The organism is Neobacillus sp. NPDC093182 (assembly GCF_044754045.1).
This window is the reverse complement of record NZ_JBIVOI010000011.1, coordinates 139,010-153,313: the sequence shown is the minus strand read 5'-3', so window position 1 is coordinate 153,313 and position 14,304 is coordinate 139,010. Positions and strand designations below refer to the sequence as shown.

Genomic DNA, 14,304 nt, shown 5'->3' with positions numbered 1-14,304 from the left:
GCAGAAATCAAAGTGCAGGATTGTTAGTAGGAACGGCTTTAAACTAAGTAGAATCGAAGGAGGAAAGTAATAGGAAAATATATCTGCTTACATATAACATATGAAAAAAGTTAGGCAGTTGGCACGAGATATTAAAAATAAAATAACCGCACAGTGATATTCACCGTGCGGTTATATATGTTATTTCTCGCTTTTTTTCTTATCATCCTGTTTGTCACTCTTTTTATCACTTAATCCTCGGTATATCTGCGTATACATACTTCCTTCTTTGATGTTTTCAAGGAAAAAAGGACCAATAAGTTCTAAATATTCATCATCATCAAATAGCCTTTTGTTTTCTAATTCCATTTCACCCAATCCGTCATAGGTAGAAAGTAGTGCATAGGTATGATCTTCACCAGAAATAGGTGTGAGAATTTCAACATGATGGTTATAATTTTCATTTCTGAATTTTTTTATCTCTCTTAAATTGTCTATCGCTTCTTTAAACTTATCTTGTTTAATAATAAACGTCTGATAAACAAAAACAGACATTAAAGCACCCCCAGAGAAATATACAAGCATACTATCTTTATAAATCTCCAGAAAGTCTGTTTATTATTCGAGATAAGAAAACTTACAATAAAGTAATGTTCGCTTTTGAACAATCCTCAATAATTTGATCATTCCATACAGAAACCTGAACCTCGCCGATATGAACTTTTTTAAGGAAAAACATACATATCCTTGATTGTCCAATACCTCCGCCAATGGTATAAGGCAGTTCACGGTTTAGAACCGCTTGGTGGTATTCCAAGGACATTCTGTCTTCATTGTTAGAAATCTTTAATTGCTTTTTCAGCGCATCTTCATCTACACGTATCCCCATCGAAGAAACCTCGATTGATTGTTCTAAATCAGGATACCAGAAAATAATATCACCGTTTAAGGACCAATCATCATAATCTGGAGAACGTCCATCATGTTTTTCTCCAGAAATTAACTGACCGCCAATCTGCATGATAAACACGGCACCATATTCTTTGGCAATACTGTCTTCTCGTTCTTTTGGTGTAAGCTCAGGGTACATGGTTTCCAGTTCCTGTGTGGTAATAAGATGAATCACTTCAGGCAGGACAGGCTCCAGTACAGGATGGAGCTCGTGCAAATGTTTTTCTGTGTTTTTAAAGACTTGATATATTTTTTGAACTTCAGATTTTAACGTCTCGATGTTGCGCTTCTCTTTTGAAATGATTTTCTCCCAATCCCATTGATCGACATAAATGGAATGCAAATGATCTAAAACTTCATCTCTTCTAATGGCATTCATATCTGTATAAAGGCCAGCATCCAAGGCAAAGCCATACCTTGCTAAAGCCATCCTTTTCCATTTCGCTAATGATTGAACGATTTCAATATTGGCATTCTTAATATCGATTGCCTCAAAGGATACCATTCTTTCCACACCATTTAAATCATCATTTAAACCTTTTCCAGATTTTAAAAGGATTGGGGCGGATACACGTGTTAAATTTAGCGCCTCTGCTAAGGAATTTTCAAAGAAATCCTTCGTTTGTTTAATGGCTACTTCCGTTTGTAAAAGATCTAATTTTGAAGAGTAAACTGTTTGTGCAGTAAGTGAATTCGACATAAAATAAAAAACCTCCAGTAAAAAAACTTAAAAATGAACGATGATTATTTATACATTCAACGACATACGAAATGAATATTCTGAAATTATAGCAAAGTTACGATTGCCTTACCACAAGTTTAGAAAAAAAAATCCCTCCACCTTTTACTTCGGTGAAGAGATTTTATCGCTACCTTAATTGATCCCAATCTGAGTAAGCTCCACTGCCTTGGCAGCCTGGGCATTCCACAGAGTTATAATAAGCAAATTCATTATATGGATAAACAGTAAAGCCTCTCCCATAACAATCAGGGCATTTGTCCTGATTCTTCATATGAGAAACATGATTTTGATATCTTGTTTCTCTCCACTGATGAAAGGAGTTAATTAAACCCATGTTTTTCACCTCGCTGTTTATAATTAGTATGTTGAAAAAATGGAATATTTATGCAGTCAGCGACTCTGTATGTTTTTTACCATCATTCAAAAACTATATGAGAGGTGATAAAATGAGTGATTGGAATGAACAAGCAGCGCCTAATAATAATATCCCTGCAAGGGTTGTAAGACCTTTTGAGCGCCGTGATCAAAGTGTTAACCATGAATTTTCAGAGGAGCTATCCGATGGCGGTGAACGTGACGAGTTTATTCAAAAACAGAAGAAGATAAAGAAATAGCGATAATAGTGGCGATAATATAAATCGTCACTTTTTTATTTTACAAATTTATTTAGATAGTGTAGAATTTCTATGTACCTAATAATTCTAGGTAGGTGAGAACATGTTTAATCGTGAATTGGTAAAAGGAAGTACATCCTTAATCTTGCTCCAATTGCTAAATGAAAGAGATATGTATGGCTATGAATTGGTAAAGGAATTAGAACAGCGAAGTGATAATGACCTAAGTGTTAAAGAGGGTACATTATATCCGGCACTGCACAAACTTGAAAAACAAGAGTATATTGAATGCTATTGGCAGGAGCAGGAGAAAGGTCCTGCACGTAAATATTACACAATTACGGACGCGGGAAAAGAAGTATTAAATGAAAAAACCCGTGAATGGCAGGACTTTGTGAAGGTGATGAACAAGGTAATAGGGAGACCAAAGCATGGAACGGCCGAAGAATAACTTTTTAGAAGAACTGGATAACCTGCTCGGAAACCATGAAGATAAGAAGAGTATTCTATTGGAATATGAAACACATATCGATGAAATTCTTCTTGAATCTTATGATTGTAGTGATGAAAAAGAGATGATGGAACGAATTATTTCGAGATTGGGCAGTCCTGAGGAAATCGCAGCTATGTGGAAACAGGAACTTTCTGTTACTCCGAGTAATATGAAATGGCTTTTTATTCTAATGAATATTCTTTTTTTTGGCGGTGGCAGTCTTTTGACGCTATTCCATAATTTATTTCAGTGGAATTGGCTTTCTGTGGTATGGAGTCATTTGACAGCAATCCCAGCTTTAATTGCTTTCATTTATATGTTTTTTTGGGCATTGCTCGGCTACGAAATTGGGAAAGGCTTTGGCCACGGAGGAAGGACACTGTTAAAGAAGACTTTTTTACTGTCGCTAATTCCAAATCTGATGTTAATGGCTTTAACTGTATTTGAAATTATTCCCTACTCTTGGTTCGAACCGCTTTTAACGAAAACATTTATTATTGCTTGTATCATTTTGACCATCCTCTTATATCCAATTAGTTGGCTTGGATATCGGTGGGGGAGAAAGGCTTCGATATAAGCAGCTTTTTTTTACATATATACATAGTAAAACTATGTATATAGAAATTCTATGAGGAGGTATGATGGTTTATGGAATTGAAATTAGGTAAAAATGATTGGTTGTTTTTATTCATGTGTATTGTTGTAGGAATTATCGCGGAGGAAGCGTTTTTTCGAGCCGAAATCGGGATATCCTACCTGGTGTTTTTAACTGCTTTTTACGCGTTGTTTTTTTACCGTTTCCGAGGATTCACTTACTCTCACCAGCGGTTCGGATATCTTGTCCTTATCTGTATCTGGCTGCTGGCAGCAAGCTATTTTATTAATGATAATCTATTCTTTTACGCTTTGAATATCTTTGGGATTCCAGCACTTGTATTATTTCATCTCGTTGTGATCACAAGCCAGAAAAGTATTCGCTGGAACCAACTAGCCTTTATTTCTTATTTATTTTCGAAATTCCTGGGTTCTATAAAGTATAATTTTGTTTTTGTATCATATATTGGTACGTTTTTTAAACAAGGAATAGAGGAAAGCAGGTTTCAAATATGGAAAAAAGTCGGGATTGGCATTCTGATTTCCCTCCCTGTCTTGTTTGTTGTTTTAATGTTATTAATGTCTGCAGATACAGAATTTGAAAAAATGATGGGGGACATTCCACAATGGTTTGAGGTGCTTGACGGTGAAATAATAGTTAGAATCCTTGTGGTTTTGTTTTTTACCTTTGCCTTCTTCAGTTTTTTGCAGACTCTTATCCAAAAACAAATCAATGCCGTTATTCATAATGCTGATAAACAATGGTTCAAAATGGACGCCATCATCACGATTACTGTCCTTGTATTAATTAACGCGGTATATGTTCTCTTTACTATTGTTCAATTCAAATACTTCTTTAGCGGTACATTGCAAGGCGATTTCACCTATGCAGAATATGCAAGAAAGGGATTTTTTGAACTATTATTTGTTACACTCATCAACCTTACCATTACGATTCTCGTTTTAACCTTTGTTGATCGGGCGGCAGGCTTTATTAAAAGATTTATGCAAGTCATGCTCACGGCCCTTGTCTTGGCCAGTGCAGTGTTATTAAGTTCAGCTTTCTTGCGGTTAAGCATGTATGAAGAAGCCTATGGGTTTACTTTTATCCGGGTAATGGCGCACTCGTTTATGATTTTTCTAGTTGTCATTTTCATGTATACATTGATTAAAATTTGGATCGAAAAACTTTCATTATTCCACTTTTATTTTATTAGTGCCTTGCTCTATTACACCCTGATGAACGTCATTAATGTTGAGCAGATTATCGTAACAAAGAACATTGAACGCTACGAACAAAGCTGGAAAATTGATGTTCATTATCTAAATAATTTATCTTACACAGGTATCCTGGGGTTAATACAGTTATATGAAAAAAATCCTCAGCTTCCGGACTTAAAAAATATTTTGCTTGAGAGAAAAAACGAAGCAAATCTGAACAATATCCCATGGCAATCCTATAACCTAAAAAGAATTCAAACAAATGAGGAACTAAAAAAACTACATTTGGAATAAAGGTTATTGAGTCAATTGGTCGAAAATAAAAGGGTATAAAAATATATTTTGAGGAGAAATGCATGATGAATCGCAAAGATGTATTACTCGAACAATTCCTTTGTTGTCAAAAAAAGAGCCATTGGTTTGTCTCGTTTGAAGCCGCGGTGGCTGGATTAACTTCGGAGCAGGCCCTTTGGAAACAATCGGATTCTGAGAATTCTATTTGGGAAATTATTAGTCATTTAGTTTTTTGGAATGAGCGGTTCTTAAACCGTTTTAAAAACAGTGAAAATCCAAAGATGGAAGGTAATAATGACAGCACTTTTACCTATCTAAAAGAGTACAAATGGGAGCAGGTCTTACAACAATTTAATCAAGTAATGACTGATTGGTATGAGACGATTGAGAAAAGTGAAGATGTGAAGTTTGATGAATATATTAGCGAGCAATCAAAAGAAACATGGTTAGAATCAATATCTAGCATCACCCTCCATAACGCTTATCATATTGGACAAATCGTGACCATTCGAAAGATGCAGGGTTCTTGGAGCAAGGAACAAGGATTAAGTTAATTTAGTGCAGCCAAACCGGCTGCACTTTTTTACACTGTAAAGTTTTTGTAAAATAGTTCTTTATATCTTCCAAATTAGTAGGTAATTTCCTTTTTTAGGGAATATTCTAGTAGTTTGTAACCTGTCTATTTTTCGAATATTTTGGTAATATTTGTGCTTAGAGAGACGAAATAATAGTTTCAACTAGCAAACTGCTAGAAAATCTTATTAGAGAGAGGAATTGTTACGTTGAAAGTATTAAATCCGATACCATGTCAAAGTGAAAAGCATTTAACACAATTGGCTTCAGTTGGCCAGATTGCAGCAGGTATTGCTCATGAAGTTCGTAATCCATTAACCGCTGTTAAAGGTTTTTTGCAATTACTAGAGCATGATAGTAATCCGGAGTACGTTAACATTGCACAGTTAGAATTAGAAAATGCGTTAACAACACTGAATGATCTTCTTCAAGTTTCTAAACCCGATCAAGAAGATGAGCAGCCACAGTCAATCCTAATAGCAGTAGAACTGGAATCTATATTAAATTTATTTCAAGATAAAATATATGATATTCAAGTAAATACAAGTTACTATGATACAAATACACCGATATATGGTAAAAGAAATCAGTTTAAAAAGGCATTTTTTAATCTAATTAAAAATGCATTGGAATCGATGAATGAATCTGGTTCATTGACTATCAGTCATTTTGCTGAAGGAAATGAAGTAGTGGTATGTATAGAAGATACGGGAGTCGGTATCCCAAATGAAAAATTATCGTTACTGGGTACACCGTTTTTTTCAACCAAGGACCTCGGTACAGGGATGGGATTAACCCAAGTGTTTTCTACCGTGTATCAGCATGGCGGCAGAATAAATGTCGAGAGTGAAGTGAATAAAGGAACAAAATTTACCTTAAGAATACCTGTTCGAAATGACTCGAAAAATAGAGGTGTAAAAAAGTTGAATTTGACCTATGAAGAAGCTTTATCCATAAAGGAATATTTCTTAGCAAATAAAGATATTTTTGAGAATAGACTACTAGAAGAAGCCATAAATGTGAAAGATAAAATTGATGAGATACATAGAATTGGAAATATTAATCTATTAAGCAACGCACATAAACTTGTGTTACTGATAGTAGATGAACGTGAACATGAATTAATCTCTTTCGCAAAGCAGGAAGGAATCGCTTGGGCTAAATATTCATTAACGATTGCCTTTAAATTGGAATGGATACAAGCGATAAGAAGAACCGTGTGGGATTTTCTCTATAATTTTGATATTAATAAAAATAATGATCATTCCTCAGAGTTTTATTTTACTTTGGAAAAAAACATCAATCGACAATTTGACCAATTTTTGAATTCATTTTTTATCCAATATAGCAGGTACAAAGATGAATTGTTAGACGCACACAGAAAACTTCTGGAGAATTTGTCTGTACCCATTATTCCAATCTCACGCGATATCAGTATCCTCCCGTTAATTGGGGCAATTGATAGTTTTAGAGCAAGTACGATTGAAGATAAATTAATCACTGAAATTGGAAACTCCCATATTCATACGTTAATATTAGATCTTTCCGGTGCAGTCGTGATGGAGATCGAAGTCATCCAGCACCTCATCCGGATTATTAATGGTGTCTCCATGATGGGCTGTAAGACGGTTATTACTGGACTGCGGCCAGAAATTGTAAAGCTCGTTATTAACTCGGGGACTACTTTCGAGCACGTTGCAGAGTTAAAGGGTACCTTGCAGGTGGCCCTTTCTGATTACCTTGGGGAACATAAGCTCTAAAAAGTAAAAAGGGCAGAATGGATTCTGCCCTTTTCCAATTTATGATGTTAATCGCCATTGAACATATCAAATATTCCTCTTGCGATGCTGCCTTCATCTTTTCCTCCGCCGCGGTGAGGTGCAGCAGCAAAAACGCGGCTGGCAAGTCGGCTAAATGGCAGGGACTGAATCCAAACCGAACCCGGCCCTCTTAGTGTCGCAAAAAATAAACCCTCGCCGCCGAAAAGCGCCGTTTTTACTCCTTTAACCATTTCGATATTATAATCGACTCCACTGGTCATGGCCACTAAGCATCCCGTATCCACTCTTAATGTTTGACCTGGAAGCAGCTCCTTTTTTGTGATTGTTCCGCCGGCATGAACAAAAGCGAGTCCATCTCCTTCAAGCTTTTGCATGATGAACCCTTCGCCTCCGAAGAAACCGGCACCAATTTTCCGCTGAAATTCAATTCCAACAGAAACCCCTTTGGCGGCCGCAAGGAAGGCGTCCTTTTGGCAAATAATTTTTCCACCGAGCTCACTTAAATCCATTGGTATGATTTTCCCAGGATACGGCGAGGCAAAGGATACATGTTTTTTGCCATGACCTTGATTGGTAAAGGCAGTCATGAATAAGCTTTCTCCGGTAATAACCCGTTTACCGGCACTAAATAGTTTGCCCATCAGGCCTCCGCCGCCAGAAGTACCAGACCCATCCCCGAAAATCGTTTCCATATGTATGTCTTCTTCCATCATCATAAAGCTTCCTGCTTCAGCAATAACCGTTTCTTGCGGATCAAGTTCCACTTCGACAAACTGCATATCATCCCCATAAATTTTGTAATCAATTTCATGGTTATTCACGATAATATCCCTCCTAATCCTTTATAAATCTATTTTAATTGAAATAGGAAAAAAGTGCTAATTCCAGCCCTGAAAATGGCTTTGTTAATTTTATTTGATTAGAATCGGTCATGATTAAGTTGATAATTACCGTACTCGTAGGAAAAGAGAAAAAGTGGTAACCATGAAGCGCTCTCATGATGACCGTTATTGAAGAAAAAGAGAAAAAGCGGTAACCATGAAGCGTTCATGATGACCGTTATTGAAGAAAAAGAGAGAAAGCGGTAACCATGAAGCGCTCATGATGACCCCGATCAAAGAAACCAAGGAAAAATAGAACAAATCCATAAAAATAAAAAAGACGTCTGCATATAGCAAGACGTCTTTTTGCGTATTGAGGCGAAAAACCACACTCCACATAGTGCGCTCCATAAAGGAATGTTTCTCGACTTACACAACTCAGCTCATCGCTTAATTAATATAACACAGAAAGAGTGGACAACACAACAGGAAAATTTTAGCCGAAGCTCGTCACTTTTTACGTTTAACTTTAGGTTTATATTGTTTTTATAATTATCAATTTATTGTAATATTTAAACCAACATTTTTCTGGTTTTCCATATTACTATAAAGATGTAATCAAATATGAGAACTTTAGGAAGTGATCTAATGATTTACGACTTGGTACCGCTGCATTATTCACAAAGAGTGCAGCGAGGATTCTCGAATTTCCTATTTTGTCACTCCACTATCTCCGTTCCTTGATCCGGGCAGTCCGGCGTTTGAAAATCCAGAAAAATATGGTTATAAAAAGTTTTGCCATAGACTCGAAGACTTCCGTGAAGCGATGAAGCAGCCATCCTGGAAAAATATGATGAGCTATGAAACGAATAGTATGACAAGAGAGGAAATAGTAAAAGCGACCTATGATTCTGCTCTGAAATTAAATGAATTTAAATACAAGAATCATAAAATCGCAAAGGATGTTCATGATGAAGTAAGACTAAAAATTGAAAAGTCCGTAGAGTTTCTCGACAGGCTGGAGCGAATAGAGCTATTGCCTGACGACGAAAAAAAGAAACAGCTTGCCATCATTAAGCATGAAGTAGATCAAATCAACCGCCACAGTATTTGCGGTGAAAATGAACTGAAATGGGAGGTTAAAAAGCTGTTTGCGAACTTCCCATCGCTAACGTACATCGGCTTGGAATTACTCATTAAAGATGTCATCAAAGATATAAAATGTAAAATTGGCAAGATTGATAGAAACCAAGTTATGCTCACGAATCCGAGCAGTAACCAGCACGAAAAGTAAGGTGGGAATTAGGCGGGAAACCCTTGCAAACCCCGAATTTTGTAGGCTTTTGTCTATAGGACTTTATTGACAGTACAGCTAAAAAATGTTAAATTTTAGACAGCCGTTGCACGAGATTAGATTTATGTTACAAAGCTTGTTCAAGTTTTAACTGAAGTTTGGATAAGAAAGTGGAAGTAAAGCTATCACGTTGTAATTTGGTGAATTTTACACATGGCTTACTCTAAGCCCATAGGAGGATTTTTTTACATGAAAAACGGTAAAGTAAAATGGTTTAACTCTGAAAAAGGTTTCGGATTCATCGAAGCTGAAGACGGAAACGACGTATTCGTTCACTATTCTGCTATCCAAAATGAAGGTTTCAAAACTTTAGAAGAAGGTCAAGAAGTATCTTTCGAAGTTGTTGAAGGTGCTCGTGGACCACAAGCTGCTAACGTAACTAAAAAGTAATTTATGAAGCCAATGATTTAACAGCCCGACCAAAGCGTCGGGCTGTTTTTTGCGTTTAAAATAAAAAACTCCACCCAGTATTACCTGTTATTTCTACGCATTTCCAACCTCACAAAAGATGGTATTTTGCTATAATAGTAGTTATGAGTGAATAAAGATGGGGTGAAAATATGAAATTTATCCATACAGCTGACTGGCACTTAGGAAAGTTAGTGCATGGTGTGTACATGACAGAAAACCAGAGGGAAGCACTAAATCAATTCATAGAAATTGTTGCCGAAGAAAAGCCGGACGCCGTCGTCATTGCGGGTGATTTATATGACCGTTCCGTACCGCCAACTGATGCCGTTGATTTATTAGATGAAATATTATTTAAAATCAATGTAGAGCTGAAGACTCCAGTGGTTGCGATTGCTGGAAACCATGACAGTGCTGAAAGATTGTCATTTGGAAGCTCATGGTATAAGCACAGCCAATTCTACTTATCTGGTAAGCTAACGAATAGTTTTAAACCCGTACAGGTAAACGGCGTTAATTTTTATTTAGTTCCTTTTGCAGAACCCGGGGTGGTCCGTCAACTGCTTGAGGATGATTCTATTCATTCCCACCAGGATGCAATGAAGGCATTGATTGGAAGAATGGAGCAGAACCTAAATCCTAATGAGCCCAACGTCTTGGTAGGACATGCTTTTGTGCTAGGGGGACAGATATCAGACTCTGAGCGTATTCTATCCGTTGGAGGTTCTGGATGTGTAGGTGCTGAGCTATTCGAACCTTTTTCCTACACAGCCCTTGGTCATCTCCACAGCCCTGACGCGATCAAACATGACAAGGTTAAATATTCAGGGTCTCTATTAAAATATTCGTTTTCAGAAGCGAAACAAAATAAATCCATTTCTATTATCGAGATGGACGAAAAAGGAAACTTTTCTCATCGATATCGCTCGTTGAATCCAACACATGACATGCGTGAACTTGAGGGACATTTAGAGGAATTACTAGATCCTTTCTTTTATGAAAAACAACGTTTGCATGATTACTTGAAAATCACCTTACACGATGAAGGTGCACTGCTTGACCCAATTAATAAATTACGTCAAGTATATCCGAATGTCTTACATCTTGAACGGAAAATAGATATAACGGATATGAAGAAAAAACAGTCTTTTAATATCACACGAAATGAGAAAAAATCTGAGCTCGACTTATTTGAGCAATTTTATACAGAAATGACAACAGCTGAATTTTCCTCCGATAAAAAGGAAGTAATGGCAGACGTAATTGAAAAAGTTTTACGAGAGGAGGCAGTTAAGTGAGACCATTAAAACTAACTATGCAGGCATTTGGTCCATATGCAGATGTCGAAACCATTGATTTCACAGAGCTTGGTAATCGCACTATGTTTGTGATCTCTGGGAAGACAGGGTCTGGTAAGACAACGATATTTGACGCGATTAGTTATGCGATATATGGAAAAGCAAGTGGTGAGGACCGGAACGGGCCGGAACTCAGAAGCCAATTTGCAAAAGCAGATTTGGTAACAGAGGTCTCACTTGACTTCGCTATCCGGGACAAAGTTTACTCGATTACCCGTCTTCCGCAGCAGCCTAAAAAAAAGGAAAAGGGTGAAGGATTCACAACTTTACCAGCAAAAGCGGAATTATACAGCTGGGGTGAGAACGGGGAAAAGAAATTACTAGCTGCTAAGATCAATGATGTTGAGGAAAAAATTAAAGAAATTATGCTGATTGACAGCAATCAGTTCCGCCAAATTTTAATGATTCCTCAAGGGGAATTTCGAAAGCTGTTAACGTCTGATAGTAAGGATAAAGAAGTTATTTTACAGCGCTTGTTCCATACTCAGATTTATAAGATGGTCGAAGAAAGGCTGAAGACGGAGTCTACAGAGTTAAAAAATTCAGTAGAAATGCAGGTTCAGACTAGAAGTGAAAACCTTCGACGAATTCAAGCAGTAACGAACGAAGAACTTAACGGTTACTTAGATGCAGACAGTGTAAATGATTTGATACTCATGCCGCTATTACTGGAAGAAATCAATGGTATGGAAAGCCTGCTTGAAGAATTGGTCATCTCTTTAAAAGAAAAGGAGCAGGAACAAGATACCTTAAAAGGCAAGCTGTTTGAAGCTGAAACGATATTAAAACAAATTCAAACACTAGAAACGTTAAAAGAGGAAAAAACTAAGCTTGAATCACAAACAGCTCTTTTTACAGAAAAGGAGAAACAGGTGCAGCTTGCGCATAAAGCGGCACTATTGGCACAGCAAGAAGAGCTATGCCATCGCTTAAAGCGGGAATTAGATCAACTAAAGGGAAATGTTACTTCCATACAAAGTGAAATAGAAAAACTTGATGTTCTCTCAAAACAGTATGAACAACAATGGCAGGCAGAACAAGAGCGTGAAGGGGAGCGGCAAGCAGCACTTGAAGCCGTTAATCAACTAATCAATATGAAGGACGATGTTTATTCTTTTGCGGCTTTAGTCAAGGAGTCAGCGTCAGTTGAAGCCTCCCTCAAAAGTGCCAGGGAAAAGCAAGCAGCAGCTGAAAATAATCTTCAGAGTTTGGAAGACAAGGTAAAAAAACTACAGGACAAAAAAGCAGAAATTGAGAAGGGCAAGTTGGAATTTTTAGAAAATGAACGACAGCTGGAAAAAATGCAAGCCGAGCTAGACCGCTTGGAAAAATACGATCTATACCTTGGACGCCATCAAAATGCTGTGAAGGACCTTAAAGTGAAAGCTGGAAAGTTCGAAAATACAAGTGCGAGGTATCTGGATGCAAAAGCATTTGTGGAAGAATTGGAGAATAAATGGTTGCATGGACAAGCGTCACTCTTAGCAGCTCGGCTTTCAACAGGTGAAGCATGTCCAGTTTGCGGTTCTGAGCATCATCCAGCACCGGCGTCAGCAGATGAGGCGCTTATCCCAAATGAAGAAGACCTTAAAGCTGCCAAGCAGCAGGCAGTACTTTTGGAAAAAGAAAAAGCAGCAGCGGAATCGCTCTTTTTTGATGCTCAATCTATTGAAAAAACACAACGGGAAAACTGTCAAGAGCTTTTAAAAGATATACGCTCTTATCGGGCAGACTTTAAGGATACCGATTTACATGCAACAAAATCAGAGATACTTGTTGGTAAAAATCATCTCCAGAATGCCCAAAAAACGCTAAATGAACAAATCAAAATGCTTGGTCAAATTAACAAACACTTAGAGAATAGTGATTCTGAAAAAACGGCATTAAAAAATGCTATCCAACAGCTTTCAGCTCATGTAACACAGCTGACTGTACAAGTTACAGAAAAGAAAACGAATCTATCTAGGATGATGAAGGTTATCCCAGAGAATCTTCGAACACAGGCTGCATACGAAGAGGCGCTAACAACCTCAAAAAAGCGTCATGAAATGCTGGTGAAAAGGCTTGAAGAGGCACAAAAGCTATTACAAGCGGTGAAAGAGAAACTATCTGCTGAAACTGCCAGATTGCAAGACGCAGTTAAACACCATTCGAGCAAAGAGGTAGAGCTTAAAGCAGAGAAGGAAATCTTTGTTACGAAACTTGCTGAACAAGGATTTGAAAATTACACTCTCTATCATTCATCTAAGAAAACTGAGAATGAAATCCGCACTATTGAAGGTGAAATTCGCAGTTATCGTGAAGAGTTACGCTCTGTTTCAGATCGCTTAAAAGAACTAACTGAGCTTTTACAAGATGTAAAGACGCCTGATGTTGAGGGGTTAAAGGCATTAGTAGAGAAGCTTGCACTTGAAATTGTAGAGCTAACCAACCAACGGACGGACTTGTTTGTTAAGCGACGGGATAACCTTGAAATCTATAACAATGTTGAAAGAATTAATGAGCAAATGAAGGTCTTAGAGGAACGGTATAAGCTGATTGGACATCTGCACGAAATTGCTAAAGGACAAAATACGTATCGAATTACATTCGAACGTTATGTTCTTGCGGCATTCTTAGATGATATCTTACGGGAAGCAAATGTTCGGCTAAGAAAAATGACGGCAGGAAGATTTGAACTTTTAAGGAAAACGGACCGTTCAAAAGGGAATGTTCAAAGTGGTTTAGAGCTTCTAGTTTTTGACCAATATACTGGCCAAGAGCGTCATGTAAAGACTTTATCAGGCGGGGAAAGCTTTAAAGCTTCACTGTCACTAGCCCTTGGGCTTGCCGATGTAGTCCAAAACTATGCAGGCGGTGTTTCATTAGAAACGATGTTTATTGACGAAGGTTTTGGCACCCTTGACCCTGAATCCCTCGATCAAGCAATTGAAGCACTAATGGACATACAAAGCAGCGGACGCTTGGTTGGAATCATATCGCACGTCCCAGAACTAAAAGAACGAATTGATATAAGACTAGAAGTTATCGCAGGACAAACCGGAAGCCGGACAGAATTTGTTTTTACAAATTAATAAGTTCTTTGTTTGAGTGACCGAATGCTGAATTGACATGGCTTCAT

The 14,304-nt window shown here is 37.5% G+C and carries 14 protein-coding genes; 10 read left to right on the top strand and 4 right to left on the bottom strand.

Annotated elements, in window-relative coordinates:
• Positions 1–180: 180 nt before the first annotated feature.
• The 3 genes from ACIQAA_RS20195 to ACIQAA_RS20185 form a co-directional block, all read right to left on the bottom strand.
• Positions 181–534: a hypothetical protein gene (locus ACIQAA_RS20195; protein WP_402622786.1), complete on the bottom strand. Its 354-nt coding sequence runs from the start codon at positions 532–534 to the stop codon at positions 181–183.
• A gap of 82 nt (positions 535–616) precedes the next feature.
• Complete coding sequence (gene asnA, locus ACIQAA_RS20190; protein ID WP_402622784.1) at positions 617–1,630, bottom strand: aspartate--ammonia ligase; 1,014 nt, start codon at positions 1,628–1,630, stop codon at positions 617–619.
• A 169-nt stretch (positions 1,631–1,799) separates the two neighbouring features.
• Complete coding sequence (locus ACIQAA_RS20185) at positions 1,800–2,006, bottom strand: methionine aminopeptidase (RefSeq protein ID WP_402622782.1); 207 nt, start codon at positions 2,004–2,006, stop codon at positions 1,800–1,802.
• Between the two features lie 112 nt (positions 2,007–2,118).
• Here ACIQAA_RS20185 and ACIQAA_RS20180 point away from each other — a divergent pair, with 112 nt between their 5' ends.
• The 6 genes from ACIQAA_RS20180 (at position 2,119) to ACIQAA_RS20155 (ending at position 7,221) form a co-directional block, all read left to right on the top strand.
• Positions 2,119–2,286: a hypothetical protein gene (locus ACIQAA_RS20180; RefSeq protein WP_402622779.1), complete on the top strand. Its 168-nt coding sequence runs from the start codon at positions 2,119–2,121 to the stop codon at positions 2,284–2,286.
• A 103-nt stretch (positions 2,287–2,389) separates the two neighbouring features.
• Positions 2,390–2,737: a PadR family transcriptional regulator gene (locus tag ACIQAA_RS20175; protein WP_402622776.1), complete on the top strand. Its 348-nt coding sequence runs from the start codon at positions 2,390–2,392 to the stop codon at positions 2,735–2,737.
• The gene (locus ACIQAA_RS20170; protein WP_402622774.1) at positions 2,718–3,356 is read left to right on the top strand and encodes an HAAS signaling domain-containing protein; all 639 of its coding nucleotides are present in this window, start codon (positions 2,718–2,720) and stop codon (positions 3,354–3,356) included. Before ACIQAA_RS20175 ends, ACIQAA_RS20170 begins: the two co-directional genes overlap by 20 nt.
• Positions 3,357–3,427: 71 nt before the next feature.
• Positions 3,428–4,888, top strand: a complete 1,461-nt coding sequence (locus tag ACIQAA_RS20165) for a DUF4153 domain-containing protein (protein WP_402622771.1) — start codon at positions 3,428–3,430, stop codon at positions 4,886–4,888.
• Positions 4,889–4,953: 65 nt separating this feature from the next.
• A complete protein-coding gene (locus ACIQAA_RS20160) occupies positions 4,954–5,442 on the top strand; it encodes a DinB family protein (RefSeq protein ID WP_402622768.1) in 489 nt (162 codons plus the stop codon).
• A 228-nt stretch (positions 5,443–5,670) separates the two neighbouring features.
• Positions 5,671–7,221 (top strand): ATP-binding protein, encoded by a 1,551-nt coding sequence (locus tag ACIQAA_RS20155; RefSeq protein WP_402622765.1) that lies wholly within the window; start codon positions 5,671–5,673, stop codon positions 7,219–7,221.
• Between the two features lie 47 nt (positions 7,222–7,268).
• Here ACIQAA_RS20155 and ACIQAA_RS20150 read toward each other — a convergent pair whose 3' ends face one another.
• Positions 7,269–8,063 (bottom strand): TIGR00266 family protein, encoded by a 795-nt coding sequence (locus ACIQAA_RS20150; RefSeq protein WP_402622762.1) that lies wholly within the window; start codon positions 8,061–8,063, stop codon positions 7,269–7,271.
• 853 nt (positions 8,064–8,916) lie between these two features.
• Here ACIQAA_RS20150 and ACIQAA_RS20145 point away from each other — a divergent pair.
• The 4 genes from ACIQAA_RS20145 (at position 8,917) to ACIQAA_RS20130 (ending at position 14,257) form a co-directional block, all read left to right on the top strand.
• Complete coding sequence (locus ACIQAA_RS20145; RefSeq protein ID WP_402622760.1) at positions 8,917–9,357, top strand: hypothetical protein; 441 nt, start codon at positions 8,917–8,919, stop codon at positions 9,355–9,357.
• 249 nt (positions 9,358–9,606) lie between these two features.
• Positions 9,607–9,807 (top strand): cold-shock protein, encoded by a 201-nt coding sequence (locus ACIQAA_RS20140; protein WP_402622758.1) that lies wholly within the window; start codon positions 9,607–9,609, stop codon positions 9,805–9,807.
• Between the two features lie 170 nt (positions 9,808–9,977).
• Entirely contained in the window at positions 9,978–11,123 is a 1,146-nt protein-coding gene (locus ACIQAA_RS20135; protein ID WP_402622756.1) for an exonuclease SbcCD subunit D, read from the top strand.
• Positions 11,120–14,257, top strand: coding sequence for an AAA family ATPase (locus ACIQAA_RS20130; protein ID WP_402622753.1), 3,138 nt, complete (start codon positions 11,120–11,122; stop codon positions 14,255–14,257). The genes ACIQAA_RS20135 and ACIQAA_RS20130 overlap by 4 nt, the downstream gene beginning before the upstream one ends.
• The last annotated feature ends 47 nt before the right edge of the window (positions 14,258–14,304 follow it).

Excerpts from the sequence above, each read along its gene's own strand:
- ACIQAA_RS20195 (WP_402622786.1), bottom strand. The coding sequence starts at position 534 with ATGTCTGTTTTTGTTTATCAGACGTTTATTATTAAACAAGATAAGTTT.
- asnA (WP_402622784.1), bottom strand. The coding sequence starts at position 1,630 with ATGTCGAATTCACTTACTGCACAAACAGTTTACTCTTCAAAATTAGAT.
- ACIQAA_RS20185 (WP_402622782.1), bottom strand. The coding sequence starts at position 2,006 with ATGGGTTTAATTAACTCCTTTCATCAGTGGAGAGAAACAAGATATCAA.
- ACIQAA_RS20180 (WP_402622779.1), top strand. The coding sequence starts at position 2,119 with ATGAGTGATTGGAATGAACAAGCAGCGCCTAATAATAATATCCCTGCA.
- ACIQAA_RS20175 (WP_402622776.1), top strand. The coding sequence starts at position 2,390 with ATGTTTAATCGTGAATTGGTAAAAGGAAGTACATCCTTAATCTTGCTC.
- ACIQAA_RS20170 (WP_402622774.1), top strand. The coding sequence starts at position 2,718 with ATGGAACGGCCGAAGAATAACTTTTTAGAAGAACTGGATAACCTGCTC.
- ACIQAA_RS20165 (WP_402622771.1), top strand. The coding sequence starts at position 3,428 with ATGGAATTGAAATTAGGTAAAAATGATTGGTTGTTTTTATTCATGTGT.
- ACIQAA_RS20160 (WP_402622768.1), top strand. The coding sequence starts at position 4,954 with ATGAATCGCAAAGATGTATTACTCGAACAATTCCTTTGTTGTCAAAAA.
- ACIQAA_RS20145 (WP_402622760.1), top strand. The coding sequence starts at position 8,917 with ATGAGCTATGAAACGAATAGTATGACAAGAGAGGAAATAGTAAAAGCG.
- ACIQAA_RS20140 (WP_402622758.1), top strand. The coding sequence starts at position 9,607 with ATGAAAAACGGTAAAGTAAAATGGTTTAACTCTGAAAAAGGTTTCGGA.
- ACIQAA_RS20135 (WP_402622756.1), top strand. The coding sequence starts at position 9,978 with ATGAAATTTATCCATACAGCTGACTGGCACTTAGGAAAGTTAGTGCAT.